Below are 19206 nucleotides of genomic sequence, written 5' to 3' on the forward strand. Positions count from 1 at the left end.
TACGTTAAAAAATGAAGACCAGCAATCGGTACGATAAATGATAATTAGAACATTTGGAACTACTACATTGAGCGATTATAACGGTGAACCAATAAAGAAGTGTAGTCGTACTGGAATACTTTCCTCAGTCACGCCAGCTGCCACATCGACGCGCACCATTCCTACAGGCGATGCCCAGCGGATACCGACACCGACACCGACTTTTGTCTCAGTGTCAAAATCTTTGTCGTAGGCATTACCGACATCAGTAAAGAATGCGCCACGGAAACCTGGTTTAAATTCATAGTTATACTCAGCACTACCGACCGCTAGAACCTGTCCACCCGTTAGATAGCCTTTGTCTAATGGTGACAAGCTCTCATAGTCATAACCGCGGATACTCTGATCGCCACCTGCAAAGAAACGCAACTTATAAGGCACATCGTAAAAATCATCCGCCCAGATATAACCGGCATTGGCACTACCTAATACTTGATGCTTTTTGTCTTCGCCAAAGCTATAGATACCACTAACGCCTGCGCGAATAATCGCCATATCGGTATCACTGAATGCGCTATCAGTGCCAGCCTCGATTGAGTAGTACTGGCGCATGCCTTGCGTTGGATTGGTAGCGTTGTCGGTATCTGTTTTATTCATACCATAGCCAAATAGCAGCGCGCGCTGTTTCGGACTTGAAGAGGTAAAGCGGATAGGCAGATCATCTAGCGCTGCTCCATCAACCCCTGTCTCAAGCTCATCTAAGCGGTAACGCACAGAGTAGCTACGGTTCCAGCCAGTGTCACTACGGATATTACGTGCCAAAGCCGCTTTTAGCGTTGTGGTCGACAGGTCGAAGTTGCCTTCGCCTTGGTCAATCACTTCCTCTTCATAAGTAAGACGCCCATCTAACTTATCATCGAGCGGATGATTCCATGGTCGACTGGCATAAACAGCCACGTTTTTGCTGATTCTCGATACTTCTGTTTCTGCACCCGCTTGATAGCCTTGGCGATTGAGCAAGTTGTAGTCTATTTTTGCGGTAGCGCGAACGCCTGTATCTGTTCCATAACCAAGACCAACTTGAGCATCACGTGGTTTATCCGTGTATACAAACACATATAAAGGTACTTTTTTGCTTTCTGCAACGTCTTGCGGCGTTTTACGTCCTGCTAGCGTTGGCGGTACAAAGTTTTCATCAGCGATCAGACTTTTTTCATCAGGGAATATCTTTTGTGCGACATTACTGATTGAGTCACTGATTTTGCCCAATAGATTGTCAGCTTCCTGATCTTTTTCATCAAGCACCCGATCATTCGGCAAGCGGCTTAGTCGCTCTGCTTTTTGTCTGATGGCTTGCAGCTTATCAAGGGTGGCTTCATCAGCTTCAAAATCAATCGCAGCGATATCCGCTTCATTGACTGTCTCGCCACTGTTAGCACTCAGAGCATTATCGCTCTCTACACCTATATCGCTATTATCATTAACCGTATCTTCTGTGCTAGCAGTTACATTTGAGGCAGCTGCGCCATCATTGCTACTCAGATCTGCGATACCATCATTGTCCACATTGTTAATGTCGTCATCTAATGTGTCGTTACCCTCGGTAGCAGCATTGTCAAACGCTAAGGTACCAGCTTCACTACTATCAGTTGGTGGTAGTATCGACTCGACGTTGACCGTATTAAAGTAACGAGTTGCCGATAAGTCATTACTGAACTTAGTAACTGCTGGACGATAAAACGGCTCGCCCGGCGTAAAGCCATAGAGCTGTTGTAACAACGAAAGCTCTACTGGTAGCTTGTCAGGGTCTTGGGTCAGCGTATTGGTTTCTTTGTCATAGGTAAAAAACACCACATCGTCAAACTCGTAACGATCACCCGTGTTATAAACCAACGAGACATCTGCCTTGTTATCAGGCAAGATGATATCAACGGATTTGTTCAGCCAATACTGGTCAAAATAGCCGTAGGTATTGCTCAAGGACTCTAAAGCCGCTTTACTGCTCTTATAGACACGGTGATTAAAAATATCGCCTTCTTGCGGCGGCAAGTCTGCCTCAAGCGATGCAAACTCTTCTTGCTCACTGCCCTCACCGCGAATCTCAATAATACGGCTGTCTACCAGTACCGGCTCGCCTAGCTCTTCAATCACAACATTGACTGTGTCACGATCAGGTTGGGTCAAACGCAGCTCAACCTCATAGTAACCAACCGCTTTAGCAGCATTCTGTGCCGTCTCACGCAAACGTGGCAATGCCGCAGTAAAGTCTATAACCGACTGAACGGAAGTATCATCAAGTGCTGCTTTGATGTTTTTCATTGGCTGAATGTCGTTGTCAGCTTCAATCAACTGAGCCTTACCGTTAGGAGAGTCTTCAGCGGATACTTGCTCTAGATAAACAGTGGTTTCTACATTTGGCAAAGCCACCACGCCACCGTCGTTAAAAAAGCGATTGTACAGACGCGTCACGATATTACCTCTATTGCGCGCGCGTGGCCGTGGTCTATTGGCTTGTTCGATACTTTGATCGACGGCCTGAGTATCATTCTGATAATCTGGTAGATAGTCATTAGGGTTGATAATATCTGTTGTCGTACCTTCTACATTGGCAGGTACATTCGTACCAGCTATCAGCTCATCACTACTATCATCAGTCGTCAGGCCACTTTCATTCTTAACAAAAGCTTCATTCCTAGCGACATCTTCATTGCTAACAGCGCCACTTACCTCAATCGGACGTGACATCCCTTCAGCTGTGCTCGCCTGTTCTTGCGTTGTTTCATTTCTACCCAACGTATCAAGATTGCTAGGCGCGGGCAAGTTTGTCGCATCTAGCTCTACATCGAGACCAATTGGCGATGTTGTGTCATCTAACGTAGCGATTGGCGCATCAAAGTCACTGTCGTTATTGCTAATATTAATACTATTAATATCTTGAGCATTCTGCGCATCCATTGCAGCTAGCTCACGATCGATCTGCTCAGGGGTCATCATTTGATAACCCTGCTGCTGGATCTCGGTTGCTTGTTGCAACAGGTCATCATTAGAAGAGATTGATTGAACATTATTGGGATTATATGAAGTACTTGGACTATCAGGGAAACTCTCTAGATTTTGAGTGTTTTTGTTTTGAGAAGTTGCGTTTTGAGCATTGGTATTTTGCGTCGTCGAGTTTTTAGATATTGACTTTGTCGAGTTAGGTTTTTTAATGCCCAAGCTCTGTTCGCTATAGTCGTCCAATACTGACTGATCGATGATGCCTTGCTCTACTGCCTTTTTTAGACGTAGCGCATCTAGAGCCATATCTAGCTGAGTATCGTCATCGGACAATGTAGCTGACTGCTTGATAGATGCTTGCTCATTAGCAGCTTGACTATTGTTATTCTGGTTACTAAACGTTTGATTGCTATCAGTTTGGTCAGCAGAAGATGAGTTGGTGATAGCGGTATCGTTTACATTATTGATGGTATCTGCCATTGCTGCAGGTGCTATACCGAAGAAACTGGTCGCAAGCGCAGTGCACAGTGCAGAGCGTCTGAAATTTTTACGCGGCGCTGCTGGATACGTACTTAAATTATTACTATCGTTTTGGATTATGGCTGTGTCACGCTGCATCATTAGACCCTTGCATGCTCGAGTTGAAGGCTGCTTTATCATCTTTACGTCCTATCAGCTCACGCGGCACAATCTTATCAACGATAACGATCGTCAAGTCTGACCGGTGAATAAACTTATAGCAGTTATCTGCAATTAATGGTTTACTACTTTAATTTTATGACTGGTTATCTATAGTGTCGGCTTTAGCACTTTGTGTCTACTGCCTTATAGGCCTACTAGCTTAGAGAAGGCTACTAGCTTAAAGATAGCATTAATAGATAGTAGCCTTTGTTTTCACTACTATTTATACCCTAAAACGCAATCACATAAAATTTATAAATCATAACTTAGTTAAATATCGAATCATAGCATTGACTGCATGTATTTTCACCGAAGCCTTGCTATTATACGGCTTAATATTGATAAAACCTATGCTATATCTTGATATAGTTTTTAATAAAATTTACGATTATTATCATAAAAAAACTGTCGTTCAGCGCCGCTCTTTTCTCTATCAGTCGCGATTTATCTGTAGGAATGTCCATGTCCAACCAGTTTCAGTTATTCAAGCGCCGTCGTTTTAGCGCTATGTTTTTCACCCAGTTTTTGGGCGCATTCAATGACAATATTTTTAAGCAGGCGCTCATACTGGTGCTCACTTATACTGCTGCCAGTAAATTGGGCGTAGAGGTCAGCATCCTTAATAACTTGGCCGCCATGTTATTCATCCTACCCTACTTTTTGTTTTCTGCTTTGGCAGGACAGATTGCTGATAAGTATGAGAAATCAAAGCTCACGCAGTTTATCAAACTGCTTGAGCTGGTCATTATGGCAGTTGCCGCAGTCGGCTTTGTCTTTGAATGGTATGCACTGCTATTTGTCGCATTGTTTTTGATGGGTACCCATTCGACCTTCTTTGGACCGATTAAGTACGCTTATCTGCCACAAGCGATGAAAGAAGATGAGTTGGTCGGCGCCAACGGCCTTTTTCAGATGGGTACTTCGCTGGCTATTTTAGTCGGGATGATTGTCGCTGGTATTTTGACTCAGCTATCACAATCCCTGTATTGGATTAGTGCCACGGTGTTGGTTGTCGCTGTTTTAGGATATCTGGCTGCACGCTATATTCCTAATATGCCAGCGATGCAGCCTGACCTGAAGATTAACTGGAATATTATTACGACCAGCTTAGCCACGGTTCGTTACTTATACTCCTTGCCTTTTTTGTTCTTTATCATTCTTGGCAACAGTTGGTTTTGGTTTTATGGGGCGACGTTTTTGACCCAAGTGCCAGAGTTCAGCAAGGTGATTTTGCTTGGTGATGAGTCAGTCGTTATTTTCTTACTCACATTGTTTTCTGTTGGTGTGTCGATCGGTTCGGTGCTATGCAAAACATTGACCAAGAACAAAGTCAGCTTGCGTCTATTACCTTTTGGTATTGCTGGATTAAGTATCTTTGCTATTGATTTGTATTTTTCACTTTCAGGTTTAGATATAAATGTGAATAATGACACATTACTTGGCATCGGTGATTTGTTTAATATAAGTGGTAGCTGGCGGGTATTTGCAGATTTATTTTTATTAGGATTTAGCGGTGGTTTGTATATCGTACCGCTATATGCTTCTATGCAAGCCTACGCACCTAAGAGTCATCGAGCACGTATTGTTGGCGCGAATAATATTTTTAATGCGATATTTATGGTTACCTCAGCGATTTTTGCGATTGTTATCTTAAATGTTTTAGGGTTTACGCTACCGCAGCTATTTTTGGTGACAGGGCTATTGAATATCGTGTTTGGTGCATTTTTATACATCAAACTCAATAAACATATTAAGCATGCCGTTATACAAACCAACGATGGTATAACGCCGTAAATAAGTTTGGCTCCATAGATATAGTCTAATGTTTCGCTGACGGTTTCGTCGTTATGATAGCTATAGTAGTTTGCCCACTATCTATAGATTATTTATGGGCTACCTAGACAGTAATATTCGAGCCGATAATTTAGATTGTTTGTTATAGTAATACGCATTATGCCGTTACGTTTAAACGGTAACACACTTTATTTTATTGACAGTTTTTAACACCATCAGGAGTGAGTTATGACCCTGCGTCCTTTATCTAAAATTGACCAGTTGTTACTTGGGGTCGATAAGGCATTACGAGCTGTCGTGCCACATTCTAATCCAAGCACGCGTCCGTTGCCCGTCAGTAGCGATGAGATTCCTGAGCTGACCATCACAGAGGCTCGGCACGTCTCAGGTCTTATGCGTATCAATCATACAGGTGAAGTATGTGCGCAAGGTCTATACCATGGCCAAGCGTTTGCCGCGAAAGATAGTGGTGTCAAACAAGCCATGCAACAATCGGCCGAAGAAGAAGTCGATCATTTGGTCTGGTGCGAGACTCGTCTAAGCGAACTTGGTAGCCATGCCAGCGTATTTACGCCGCTTTGGTACGGTATGTCTTTTGGACTCGGTGCAGTCGCAGGCGCGATCTCCAATGAGTTTAGTCTAGGGTTTGTGGCGGAGACAGAAGCGCAGGTCAGCGAGCATCTACAGGATCATATCAAGCAGTTACCTGAACATGATCAGCGCTCAAAAGAAATATTGGCACAAATGGATAAAGAGGAGCTGCACCATCGTGAGCTAGCACTTGCAAGCGGCGGCGCTACCCTGTCTCCGCCAGTACGTCGTACCATGCGATGGATGGCAAATCGTATGAAAGATACCGCTTATCACTTATAGCTTATGGTTACAGGTACTGTTGTTAGCTGCTGTTGTCGACTTTCTTACTCATCAACGTCTACACAGATTTACGTAGGTTTGCTTAATTCTAGCAATTAACAATCCTACCACAGATAGCGTGAAGCTTAATTTGCTACGGTATTAAAAATTTGTACGATTTTGCAGCAATGCGCTATTTATATTACCGTCCAATCAATGAATAACAACCAAATAAATTAAACAAGGTAACGATTTTTATGAAAGCGATTCTCTCTAGTAGCCACTCTATTAAGTCACCGAAGTTTGCAACGTTGACCGTCATGGCTGCAACCTGTGCCATGCTGTTATCTGCACCTGTAAACGCTGCAGAAACTGACGCCACTGCAACGGCTGTACCTAGTGCAATGGATTCAAGCAAACGTGTGATTCGTCTTGCTCGTCCTAATGCAGCTATCAGTCCTGCTCAAGCCAATGCCGCTCAAACAAGCTTGCCAGCAACACCTGCGAGCAACAGCCAGCCGACTAATGCGCAAACAACTAACATGCAACTAAGCGGCACTCTGCAAAACAACGCATCTGTTAGCACTGCTCAACCTCAAACACCACAAATGATGTCGCCTGCTGCTGCACCTGTCATGAACGGCACTACTCGTGTCTATGAGCCTGGTCCAATGACAGCTACCGGTATCGACTTGCGTAGCGGACAACTTCCGAATATTCCTACACCGCAGGTACAGCTCTCAGACATGAGCTTTGTGAAAACCGTACTAATTCCACAACAAAAAGGGCTAGGTACTGATAAGCTTGATGTCAGTTTATTAGATGACTTCATCGCTGACGTGTCCCCTAACGCGCGTCACTATCCACCAAACTTCCCTAACCGCTCACAGCGCCATTACACGCGTGAAAAAATCAAAGTATTGGCTGATTGGATCGAGCCATATGCCAAGTCGCCAGACGCGTCTTTTGATGTATTGCTTCGTGCCGCTAAGCTAAACGGCATGGGTCGTAACCTAGACTTAGGTTCAGACTACACAGTACGTGGTGGTCAATATGTCGATCGCGCTATCAAGCTGCAACCTGATAGTGGTGAGGCTAACTTCCTATACGGCATGATGCTATCAGAAGGTGGCGGCTTCAAAGAAGGTCAAAAGTATCTAGATCGCGCTGTCGCTCTAGGGTACACCGAAGCAGAACAAAGCTTGGCACAGTCAGATCTACTTAGTGACCGCCGTGCTAATGCGTTAGAACGCCTACGTCGTCTTGAAGGGCAATACCCTAACAATACTGTTATTCCTCAACAAATCAAACTCGTTGAAGAAGGCAAATTCTACATTTGGGATATTCCTGCCCCTGACATCAGTGTAAAACCAGGTGCTTAGAAATTTTATACTTGTTGAGATTAGCTATTGAGGGTTTGATTCATAAGATATTTGTTTAATAAAACCTTCACTAGGTCAAATCTCTAATAAATAATCTAAATCCAAGCTTTAAATACCAAGCGCTTTTGTTTTATATCTATAAGACAAAAGCGCTTTTTTTCGACTAGTAGAAACACTTTCGTTTTAAAACATGCTTTTGTAGAACTGCAAATGAATAGTCTAATGCCAAAAGTTGCGCTACACTCATTATCAATTGCTACTTTCATTATTGATACTCTCATAACCACCGTTTATTGGACTGACTTATGACTTTCGCTGGCTTTAGCAAACAGACAGTAATGCATATTAATAAAAAAACCCTGCCCATTACGTCACTTATGCTTTTGGCGGCAGCAGTATTGCTACCAGCGTGTAGTACGGTGACGGTCGATAAACAAGCCTCGGCCAAGACCATCTCAGCGCAGCGCGGCAATATCGTCACTGACAATGCGCTAAGTAGCGACACAACATCTGCTTTGCTATCAGCAGGACTGAATGAGCAAGCCTGTATGCAGCAATTTGACTTATGCTTGACTCAGCTCTCTGATAGTATGCTTAACAGGCACTATCGGCCTGCCTTAGCTATTTTTGCAGAACTGCACTATGCAAAAGCGCGTCAACTATCTGATTCAAAAAACTGTCGTAATGCGCTTGCACGCCCGCCACTTGATCCGTATTACGCCAATGCGCCTTTAAGTAATGAGGATTCAAAAACACAGCAAGAAGAGACTGACCTGTGTTTAACCGATTATCAAGCAAGGTTATTTGATGCCGTCAAATACAGCTACACCTATCTGTTTTATGACAGTCTGACCCATGACTTTGAAGGTGCAGAGCAAAATAGCAATAGCCATCGTGCGCAAAACCGTATTCCAAATGACAATGACATTCAGACCCAAGATATTTATAACGCTGCTAGCAATGACGTTATTACTCAAATTTATCAATCGACTGAAAACGCCAATAAATTGATGGGTGATACGACGGTAGAGTATTTGCCAATAACCTCTACCAAGCGTGACAACACGGATGAAGCAGCGATTGCCAATCGACCTCCACTAAAGGGCAAAGCGACAGACCAAGTCAAAGTCATGAAAGTGACCGTAAATGACTATAACCTCGATATTTATTTGCCCAACGAAAACAACTATCTGCAAAACGCTCATAAACAAACTTCCGCTTTGGCAGACTTATCATCCACTTATGAGCTGCGACTATCTGGTCTCAATTCTGTGAGCAAACGCCCTGGTTTGGGCATCAGTTTGGTGGCGTCATTGGATGATCGCTATACCACCACGATCCGTCAATTGCTGGTCGCCTCATTATCTGGTCGGCTAACAAATGAGGATAAAAGCACGGACGACAGCGAGCCAAGCTCACGTATTTATCCCACTGGACACCTTTTACTAACTGGATTGATTAAGCCAGACGGTGATAGCGTATTAGACGCACTGAGCAGTCGTAAGCTTGATATTCATTTATACAATCCGTACCAAACCGAATCCGTCAATATCCTCAACGATGACTACCCACTGGCAGCTAACTTTTCGGCGGGATATGGCTTATGGTTATCAGAAAACCAGTTAGATGGCGTAGGTTATTTAAACTTGATTACGCGCCAGCCAGATGCTCAGCTGCCTAAACTCTTTATGCTCGAGCCTTATGATCCTGATAAACGCGTGTTGATTATGTTGCACGGGCTAGCTTCTAGTCCAGCAACTTGGGTAAATCTGACCAACGATATTCTTAATGATGACAAACTGCGTGATAATTACCAAGTTTGGCAAATATTCTATCCAACCAATCTGCCTATTTTAGAAAATCGTTATCAGATTCAGCAGTTAATCAACAGCACCTACCAGCAGACTGATCCCAATGGACAAAATCGTGCCAGTCGAAATAGTGTGATTATCAGTCATAGTATGGGTGCCATTATCGCTCGCATGATGCTGTCTGATGAAAATTTAGTCGATGATTTAGATAAGCTCAATGATAAAGACATACTCTCTAGTAATGAGAAACAGCAAATCCGTAACGCGCTCAAAACGTCTTTTGGCGAAGATGAGTTAAAGCAACGATTTGAGCTACAGGCATTGCCACAAGTAGACACCGCTGTTTTTCTATCTGCACCTTTCCGTGGTACAGATTATGCAGATCGTTGGTTCACCCGTGCGCTACGCCGCATCGTTTACTTACCCGTAGGGCTGGTCAAGACATTCACAGATAACTTAGCGACCATTGCCACACAAGGCGATTTGGCACAAAACCCACTGGGCGCGTTATATTTGCAAAATGGTGCCAGCCAGTTAAGTGACAAGTCTTCTTTTATAGAGTTAACCAAAGACATCACTATGAATGAGCGAATCACTTACCATTCAATCATTGCCAATAACGATGCCGATATCACTAAAGGACTGGCACAAACGCAACCAAACGGTGCCAAGATTGATTTGTCTCAGGCTGTAGAAGACAACTCTGGAAATGAAACAGCGAGCGTTGATGTGAGTGACAATACTGAGACATCACAGCTACCACCCGAGCCGCTTGTTGCCGCTGTGACAGTCAATGATGATATCAGTCAAGCACTGACCGAGCGTTTGTCAGATGGTATCGTTCCTTATAATAGTGCCCATCTCGATGGTGCCGCGTCTGAAACAATTATCAATGGCGGTCATAGTATCCAGACCAATCCGCAGACCATTTTGACGTTGCGAAGGATTTTGCATAAGCAGCTACAAGAATGATGTAGATTTTTGTTATTTCACGAGGTTTTTGGCGTATAAATCGTAACCTTTAAACATTAGTTATAGCTTTCAGATAAGCAGTATGTTCACGCATACTGCTTTGTTTTTAATAATATTAATTTTATTTTTCAATGTTTGAATTATGTTATTTTGATGACTCTTAGGTATGTAGCTGTCTAACGGCATGGGTTGCGTGACTATCTAGGGAAGCGCATAATATATACAGCACATGACTGTAATATATGAATTTATAGGGACATAAATTATTCAATTCAGCTAAACAGTGAGCCGCAAACTTAGTCGCAATTTATGTCCAACGTTGCTAAGCCCACGTCACTGAGCCATTGCCCGTAATCTTTGTCACCTTGATTTATGTACAGTTACGGACAGTTACTTAAGCGTTGTACGGAAGTCAGCGCTATTCAGCTAACAGATGAGAGTAACCGTTTATGTTCGCTACATTTATGATTGACCAGCTCGATGCGCTGACACTCGCTCGTATCCAATTCGCTTTTGTTGTCTCGTTTCATATTGTCTTTCCTGCATTCTCTATCGGGCTTGCCAGCTGGCTTGCGGTGCTTGAATTCCGCTGGTTAAGAACTGGTGAACCTATCTATGCTGAAGTCTACAAGCATTGGGTCAAAATATTTGCTGTCGTCTTTGGTTTAGGCGTGGTATCAGGCGTGGTAATGTCCTACCAGTTCGGTACTAACTGGGCAGTATTCTCTGATAAAGCCGGTAACGTTCTAGGCCCACTACTTGCCTATGAGGTATTGACCGCGTTTTTCTTAGAAGCCTCCTTTTTAGGTATTATGCTATTTGGCTGGGGCCGTGTAAGCAAACGCATGCATTTTACCGCCACTGCCATTGTTGCCATTGGTACACTGATATCAGCTACTTGGATTTTGTCGGCTAACAGTTTTATGCAAACCCCTCAAGGTTTTATGGTGGGTGCAGACGGCCTACTTTATCCGACCAACTGGCTTGAGATTATATTCAATCCCTCATTCCCTTACCGTTTCGCACATATGGTGACGGCGGCGTTCTTAACCACTGCCTTTGTCATTGGCGGTATCGGTGCCTACTATATCCAGTCCAAAAAACACGCCGAGCACCGTCAGCATGGTCGTGTCATGCTAGGTATGGCAATGATTATGGCCATCTTTGTGGCACCAGCACAGGTGTTGATCGGTGATGAGCATGGTTTGAATACGCTTGAGCATCAGCCAGCCAAAGTGGCTGCGATGGAAGGTATTTGGGAAGATGAGCGTGGGGCCGCATTGCGTCTCTTTGCGATTCCTGACCAAGAAAATCAAACCAATAAATACGAAGTAAAAATCCCTTATGTCACAGGTTTGATTCTCACCCATTCGTTAGATGGTGAAGTGAAGGGTCTCAAAAACTGGGCACCAGAAGACCAACCGCACGTCATTATTGTGTTTTGGGCGTTCCGTATTATGGTCGCTATTGGTATGTTGATGGTACTGGTCGGTTTATTTAGTGCCTATAAATACTTCAAAAAACAGCAATTCAATCCCGAAAGTGTCTGGTTCCACCGTGCGTGGATGATGATGACACCGCTTGGTTTTATCGCATTACTATCAGGTTGGTTCGTAACCGAGACAGGACGTCAACCTTGGACAGTTTATGGCGTCATTCGTACTGCTGAAAGTATGTCACCGCTTGCAGCACAGCAAGTAGCCACTACATTGATTGGTTTTATTGTGCTGTACATATTTGTCTTTGGTGCAGGCAGTTTTTATATCTTGCGCTTGATTGCTCAAGGGCCGAAACCTTATACAGATCCTGCAGAAGATAATTTCTACGAGCACTCAGTAACCGAGAGCCAAGGCCGCGCGTTAAGTGGTGATAGTAATCCTGCCAAAGGTACTGAAGAAGGCTTAGATGAGCCTGCAAATGATGTCGATGATGGAGGATTGCGCTAATGTTTAACTTCGGTGATGTATTAGATTTACCTCTTATTTGGGGCGGTTTAATTGCTTTGTCTGTCTTTGTCTATGTACTGCTTGATGGCTTTGATTTGGGCTGCGGTATCTTGTTCCCATTTGCAGGCTCAGATAAAAACCGTAGCCGCATGATGAACTCTATCGCGCCATTTTGGGACGGTAATGAGACGTGGCTAGTGCTAGGCGGTGGTGGTTTATTCGCAGCATTCCCTGTTGCTTATGGCATCATTATGACAGGTCTTTATTTACCCGTGACTGCCATGCTGTTCGGTCTTATCATGCGCGGCGTGGCGTTTGAGTTTCGCTTCAAATCCTCTTCACGTCGGCATGTGTGGGATACCTTTTTCTTTGTCGGCTCAGTCGTTGCCACTTTCTCTCAAGGCATTATGCTTGGGGCATTGGTGCAAGGGTTAGAGGCAAGCAATCGCTTGTACACGGGCGGGCCATTTGATTGGCTCACGCCCTTCTCGATTGTGTGCGGATTTGCCATGATTATCGGCTATGCCTTACTTGGTTCAACGTGGCTTATCATAAAAACGGAGCACACATTACAAGTATGGGCGCGCCAAGTTTCTAGATGGATGCTTACTGCGTTACTAGTAGCGATGATTGTGGTCACAGCGTTTATGTACTTCTCAGACATCGACGCATTAGAAGGATGGTTTAGTTTCCCAGATTTGTTATACCTTGCTCCTATGCCTATCATTGTCATGCTCTTATTCTTTATCATGCGTAAAGACTTAAAAACAGAGCGTGAGTATCGTCCATTTTTACTAACGGTTGCTCTATTTTTAATGGGTTACATCGGCGTTTGTTTCGCCCTATTCCCTTATATCGTACCGTATCAAATGACGATTTATGAGGCTGCTGCTGCCGATACTTCATTATCATTCATGCTGATTGGCGCCTGTATCATGTTACCGATTATCTTGAGCTATACAGCATTTGCTTACTATACCTTCAAAGGTAAATCTGATCACAATCCGATGTACTAGTCGCTAATCGCGGCGGGCAACGGATCAGCTAAAAAGGATGGCTATCATCGTTTATAGATGATAGTCACACTTCATACGCTAATCAGGAGATCTCTATGAAAAAGTTCAGTAAAAAACAATCGCAATGGGCATGGTTTGTAGGTCTATATTTAGCAGGGTTTTTAGTCGTATTTACCATTGCTCAGCTAATCAAACTGGCCATGGGTGTCTAGCGTAATTGCCTACTCATACGATTGAGTGCCAGTTATTTAGCTAATGAGTCGCTTGCTAGATGCTACATTTGAACTTTTGTCTTGCAAATCCCCCTTTTAAGAATGTCGTAAAAAATATTTCTATATGCATAAAAAAAGCAGCGTTGAATAATCAACGCTGCTTTTTATTTATCTTAAATTTATCAGCTTGGCTTACCTGCATGCTCGATATCATTCTGTTCGATAAACTCATTAACCTGTGTTAGACGCTCTGGGGTCCCCACGTCTATCCAATTATCTGTCGTCACTTCAGCAGTAATTTGAAACTTTATCATTGCTTGCTTTAGTAGTGGTGCCAATGCAGCAGGCTGTCCTGATACCAGACCTTCTACCAATTTGGGTGACATTACGCTAATACCAGCGAAGGTATACTTATCTGCATCGCCTACCGGCTGTTCACTCGCTAGGCCATTATTAATCGCAAAATCGCCGCCATTATTGTGCTCTGGATTATCTATCAATAACAAGTGCGCGCGCTGATCCGCTCCCAATGTATAGTCTGTTAATTGAGAGAAGTCATAGGTAGTCCAGACATCAGAATTAACCAGAATAAATGGCTCATCCTTTAGCTTACCTGATTGTAATGCCTGAAAAATGCCGCCTGCGGTCTCAAGCGGTTCATCGTCTTCTACTGACCAATGCAGCTTTACGCCATACTGTGAACCGTCGCCTAAGCTGTCCATTAGCTTATCTGCCAACCATGATGCATTGACCGTGATATCGGTAATGCCTGCTGCTTGTAGTGCTCTAATATGCCAAACTATAAGCGGTTGACCTGCGACTTCAACCAAAGGCTTGGGCGTCTCAAGTGTTAATGGACGTAGGCGTGTGCCCTTGCCCGCTGCCAAAATCATGGCTTGTGTAATCGTAGAGGTAGACATCTGCGTTCCTATCTTTATTATTTAAATTAATTTAGCTGAGCGTCATCTACGCTGAAGCAAACTTCTCTTTATAAGCAGGTAGCACTGCCGCTTGCAGCCATTGATTAAACGGCATAATTGATTGCTTTAGTTCATCGTTGCCATGTTCGGCAAGCCAGTTTAATTCAATAATTAAATCACGCATGACTTTAGGAATATCCGCCAAATAGCGGTCTTTGCCATCGCGTTCAGACAAACGAATGAAAATCCCTAATACTTTTAGGTGACGTTGTACGCCTATGACATTTACATCGTTTTCAAACTGTACCGCGCTATCAGCAGTGGTTAGTGATTTTTGCTTTTGTAGCTGCCAAAAGTCATTAATCCATGCAGATATTTGGCTCTCTGGCCATTCAACATAAGCATCACGCACTAACGACACTAAATCATAAGCATAAGAGCCAATGACAGCATCTTGAAAATCAATCACGCCCAACTTTGATTGGTCTGCTTGATCTTGCATAAGGTTGCGGCTGTGATAATCACGATGGACCACCACTTGTGGCTGCTGCAAAATCTCATTCATTAACGCTGTTTTTAGGTTTCCCCAAACCTGCTCATCTAGCGCGACACCAATATAAGGCATAAACCATTCGCTAAATAAATCCATCTCACGGTCTAATAGTGCTGTGTCATAATTTGGCAGCTGGTGTTGCGACTTTGCCGTTTCTACTGGTACCGTTTGTAGCGCGACTAGTGTCTGCATTGCTAGTTGATAGTAGTCATTGATTTGGTCTGCGGTTGCATGGACAAGCAAATGGGCAAATTCTACTGTGCCAAAATCTTGTAATACCAAAAATCCTTTTTCTACGTTTTGTGCAGTCAGGGTCGGCACGTTAACAGCAGGTGCCATCAGTTTCGCAACATTGATAAACTGTAGCATCGCATCTTGCTCGTCAGCGGAGTCCATAACGATATAATGCTTATTGGCATTATTATCTGTCTCTGATAGTTCGATACGATGATATCGGCGGGCACTAGCGTCACCAGGTAAGCTATCTAGACTAAAGGTTTGATCTAAAAATACTTGCTGTAACCATTGTTCTAATTGCTGCTGGCGGTTGTTATTTTCATCGATCATATCAGTCTCTAAAGTCGTTTTGTCAGTCATATTGGGCGTCGCTGGTTAAATATAAGTCATAAATAATTAAAGTAGTGATAAGTCTGACAAATACTTGCTAAAATAGCGATATGCGGCGGTGCTATACAAGCTGCCACAGACGTATTGCTATATCATTCAATACTTGATGTCGGATAGAATCGCTATCGCTACTTAAAAATCAGCATGGCTATATTATAAATTTTGGTAAATAGTGTAGCTGATTTGGTTTTTTTTGACTATGATTAGTCGTCATTATATGTAAAACATCCAAATTTTTGAGAATACATTAGTCATATTTTAGTCGCTTATTCATCGCTCTATGTCGTTCGGTGATACCGCTACTAAACTCAGTCATGCAATCCAATAAGCTCTGCAATCATAGGTGTGCCCTTGTTATATTCTCCGCTTTACCAAAGCATCCGCTTGATCTTATTTGGTGCCTTAGGCTTATCTAGCCTAACTGTCAGTGCTGCCATTGGTGATGCCAATACGCAAAAAACTGAACCACTCACTACGGATAGTACAGGCAGCTATGTTTCTAATAGTGTGGCGACTGACGCCAATAGTATTAGTCGTACTCAAAGTAATGATGGCTATCAAGAAGCAGATATTCTAAATGACAGCTATCCAGACGATGCTAATTCTGCTAATACGAATAACGCTGCTTTATCGAATGATACTGCGTTAGATAGTAGATTTTCTGAGAACAATGACCTAAATATTACAGAGATTAATGAGGCTGCTGACTCTGAAGCTTTTAGCAACGAAGTTTCTAATACTGCTAATTTAAATACAGAAACTAACAACCAAGCAAGCATTGATACACCAGATAGCAGTGCCTTTGTTCCTAAAGCGATAACAACTGACAATGGCAAGCTAGATCTTAATGATGAGAGTATTCAAGCCAGTCTAATGCGCTTAGCAGAGTTTTATGAGCTAACGCCAGATACCGATGCGTCAACATTAAACAATGAGGCTATCAGCACTGAAGCGAACAATACTCATAATAATGCGATGCCTGCTGCACAGACGATTCCAAAGGTCGGTAGAGATTTGCGTCTGTTGCCAAATGCCGTGGACAGTGCCCAGCGCTGTGAAGGTCAATGGGTATATCCGCAGAGTAACCCCAATTATCAACGCGCTGTAAACGAAGCTGGTACGGCAAACGGACAACCAGCACCAAATGTGGCTAGCGTTCCGAACAATCAAGCCCCTTTATTTACTGAGTCTGATTACGGTTATTACAATAATATTAATTATGCTGAGCTATCAGGCAATGTAAAAATTGACCAAGGCACTCAGCATATTGAAGCAGAAAAAGTCATGATTGACTTGAGCAATGGCGTTGCAGCTGCTCAAGGCAAAGTCATGTTTACAGATAATGCGACTGGACAGCGTACAAGCAACGTCTCTACAAACAATGCAGCTACGAATAACGGCCAAGCCAGCTTTAATGATAGAGCGGCACAAGGCGGCCTAATTGGCGTTGCAGATAGCTTGAATTACAATACTGAGACTGGTCAATCAACGGCCAATGATGTGGCGTTTGCCAGTGTCGGTCTACAAGCGCACGGCTATGCCAAACGCTTAAACAAACCTAACGAAAGTGAATACGAGCTGGATCAGGTGATGTTTAGTACCTGTCCACCTACCAACCGCAAATGGCAGTTTGAAGCCAAAAGTATCGATCTAAATACCGATACAGGGCGCGGCGAAGCGTATAACACCACTTTCCGTGTTGCTGACATACCCGTATTTTATCTCCCCTACTTTAACTTCCCGATAGACAGTCGCCGTAGTAGTGGGTTTTTATTGCCAAGTGCCAGTGTCAGCAGTGAAAGCGGTCTTGAAGTTGATATTCCTTATTATTTCAACTTAGCACCTAACTACGATGCCACCCTTAACACGCATATTTATACTGACCGTAACCCGATGCTATCAGGTGAGTTCCGTTATCTGACTGAGAGCTATGGGGAAGGTATTTTAAACGGTTCATACTTACCTAACGATAAAGAATATGACGACGAAGATCGTACCAGCTTGTTTTATGACCATACTTGGTCGTCGAAAAGCATTCCACGTTTAAGCGCCGACGCTGAATACAACTATGTATCAGATGCCGATTACCTTAATGATTTTGATACGTTGGGACTATCGGACAGCACAATAAACTTGCCACGTCGTGCCCGCGTCAATTATTACAATGATTATGTCGATGGTGAATTAAAAGTAGAAACTTTCCAGACTCTAGATGCTTTTACTGATAGTGGTGAAGCGTTAGAAGACAAAGACAAGCCGTACTCACGCTTGCCACAGCTCAAATTAAATTATCGCCTGCCTTGGGCCGAGCGCTTCGATATCACTGGTATTCATGATTCTGCATACTTCAAAAAATCTATCGATGATGGCTCTGAAAACGAAAAAAGTGGCGCACGTATTTACAATAAACTGAGCGCCGCCTACCCAATGGAAACTTCTTGGGGTTATATCAAACCTAAGCTGAGCTTGCAGCATCTATATACGTCATATGACGAAGATAGCTTAGAAGATAATCAGCTTAGTGAAGAAGATGGCAGTCAGTCGGTTTTTGTTCCGCAAGCCAGTATCGATGCAGGTCTACACTTCTATCAAGCGGGCTCACCATTTGGTGCGTTTGACGATACGATGGGCGGCTATCGTTTACTTAGCCCACGCGTAAAATATACGTATTCACCGTATAAAAACCAAAACGACATTCCTAACTTTAATACGCGTATTGCCTCTATTAACTATGAGCAGCTGTTTTCGGACAGTTGGTTCTTAGGTCATGATCGTTTGCAGGATTTGCATTCTATTACGCCTGGCGTCAATTATCGTTACATCGATGCAACGGGTGTGACACGTTTTGATGGTAGCATTGCAGAACAGTTCTATCTAGATGATGGACGTGTGACACTTGACGACGATCAGCCTGTTTTTACTTCGTCTTCTTCAGGTATGGTATGGGATACCAGCACTCAGCCTTATAATAATTTTTGGGTTGATGTCAGCGGTGCCCTAACTAGTAATTATGATTTGAACTACATTACTACTGAACTTCGTTATCAGCCATCAGACAATAGCTTATTTAATGTGGGTTATGTTAAACGTCAGCGTGATGACAATACCGATCAGTTGCCATTATCTGCGTTTACCGCTTCCGCTGTTTTCCCTATCAATAACAGCTGGCGTATATTGGCTCAAGGTCAGTACGATTATAATCGTAACAAGATGCTCGATTCACTCATCGGCGTTGATTACGAAGATTGCTGTTTCGGCTTTGCTGTTTATGGTCGCCGCTATTACAATGACCTAAACGTAAAAGACGAGCCAACACAAGCTATTATGGCAGAAGTTAGATTAAACGGTCTTGGCAGTGGCAGTAGCCGCTTGACACGATTGCTTGCTGATAAGATTTTGGGCTTTGAACCTGTACAGACGGCATGGAAAGACTAACCAGTTTTTTGCTAGATTAGAGTTATTTA

Annotated in this window: 11 protein-coding genes; 8 read left to right on the forward strand and 3 right to left on the reverse strand. The window is 43.3% G+C overall.

Annotation, left to right across the window (positions count from 1 at the left end; genetic code table 11):
* Window positions 1-75: 75 nt before the first annotated feature.
* The gene (locus I3254_RS13485; protein WP_238053204.1) at window positions 76-3636 is read right to left on the reverse strand and encodes a BamA/TamA family outer membrane protein; all 3561 of its coding nucleotides are present in this window, start codon (window positions 3634-3636) and stop codon (window positions 76-78) included.
* Between the two features lie 483 nt (window positions 3637-4119).
* Here I3254_RS13485 and I3254_RS13490 point away from each other — a divergent pair, with 483 nt between their 5' ends.
* From I3254_RS13490 to I3254_RS13520, 7 genes are all read left to right on the forward strand, one after another.
* Window positions 4120-5451, forward strand: coding sequence for an MFS transporter (locus tag I3254_RS13490; protein ID WP_238053205.1), 1332 nt, complete (start codon window positions 4120-4122; stop codon window positions 5449-5451).
* Between the two features lie 234 nt (window positions 5452-5685).
* Complete coding sequence (coq7, locus tag I3254_RS13495; RefSeq protein WP_238053315.1) at window positions 5686-6324, forward strand: 2-polyprenyl-3-methyl-6-methoxy-1,4-benzoquinone monooxygenase; 639 nt, start codon at window positions 5686-5688, stop codon at window positions 6322-6324.
* Between the two features lie 236 nt (window positions 6325-6560).
* Window positions 6561-7685 carry a hypothetical protein gene (locus I3254_RS13500; RefSeq protein WP_238053206.1) on the forward strand — a complete coding sequence of 375 codons (1125 nt, stop codon included), beginning with the start codon at window positions 6561-6563 and terminating at the stop codon, window positions 7683-7685.
* A gap of 305 nt (window positions 7686-7990) precedes the next feature.
* Window positions 7991-10468, forward strand: coding sequence for an alpha/beta hydrolase (locus tag I3254_RS13505; RefSeq protein WP_238053207.1), 2478 nt, complete (start codon window positions 7991-7993; stop codon window positions 10466-10468).
* Window positions 10469-10932: 464 nt separating this feature from the next.
* Window positions 10933-12414 carry a cytochrome ubiquinol oxidase subunit I gene (locus I3254_RS13510; protein ID WP_238053316.1) on the forward strand — a complete coding sequence of 494 codons (1482 nt, stop codon included), beginning with the start codon at window positions 10933-10935 and terminating at the stop codon, window positions 12412-12414.
* The gene (gene cydB / locus I3254_RS13515; RefSeq protein WP_238053208.1) at window positions 12414-13430 is read left to right on the forward strand and encodes a cytochrome d ubiquinol oxidase subunit II; all 1017 of its coding nucleotides are present in this window, start codon (window positions 12414-12416) and stop codon (window positions 13428-13430) included. The genes I3254_RS13510 and cydB overlap by 1 nt, the downstream gene beginning before the upstream one ends.
* 95 nt (window positions 13431-13525) lie before the next feature.
* A complete protein-coding gene (locus I3254_RS13520) occupies window positions 13526-13642 on the forward strand; it encodes a DUF2474 domain-containing protein (protein ID WP_101206161.1) in 117 nt (38 codons plus the stop codon).
* Window positions 13643-13824: 182 nt separating this feature from the next.
* Here I3254_RS13520 and murU read toward each other — a convergent pair whose 3' ends face one another.
* Complete coding sequence (murU, locus tag I3254_RS13525) at window positions 13825-14562, reverse strand: N-acetylmuramate alpha-1-phosphate uridylyltransferase MurU (RefSeq protein WP_238053209.1); 738 nt, start codon at window positions 14560-14562, stop codon at window positions 13825-13827.
* Window positions 14563-14608: 46 nt separating this feature from the next.
* Window positions 14609-15712 carry a phosphotransferase gene (locus I3254_RS13530; protein WP_238053210.1) on the reverse strand — a complete coding sequence of 368 codons (1104 nt, stop codon included), beginning with the start codon at window positions 15710-15712 and terminating at the stop codon, window positions 14609-14611.
* A 375-nt stretch (window positions 15713-16087) separates the two neighbouring features.
* On the opposite strand from I3254_RS13530, the gene lptD reads away from it, so the two are divergent.
* Entirely contained in the window at window positions 16088-19177 is a 3090-nt protein-coding gene (gene lptD, locus I3254_RS13535; protein WP_238053211.1) for an LPS assembly protein LptD, read from the forward strand.
* Window positions 19178-19206 lie beyond the last annotated feature (29 nt).

Source organism: Psychrobacter sp. Ps2 (assembly GCF_022129405.1).
Taxonomy (GTDB): domain Bacteria; phylum Pseudomonadota; class Gammaproteobacteria; order Pseudomonadales; family Moraxellaceae; genus Psychrobacter.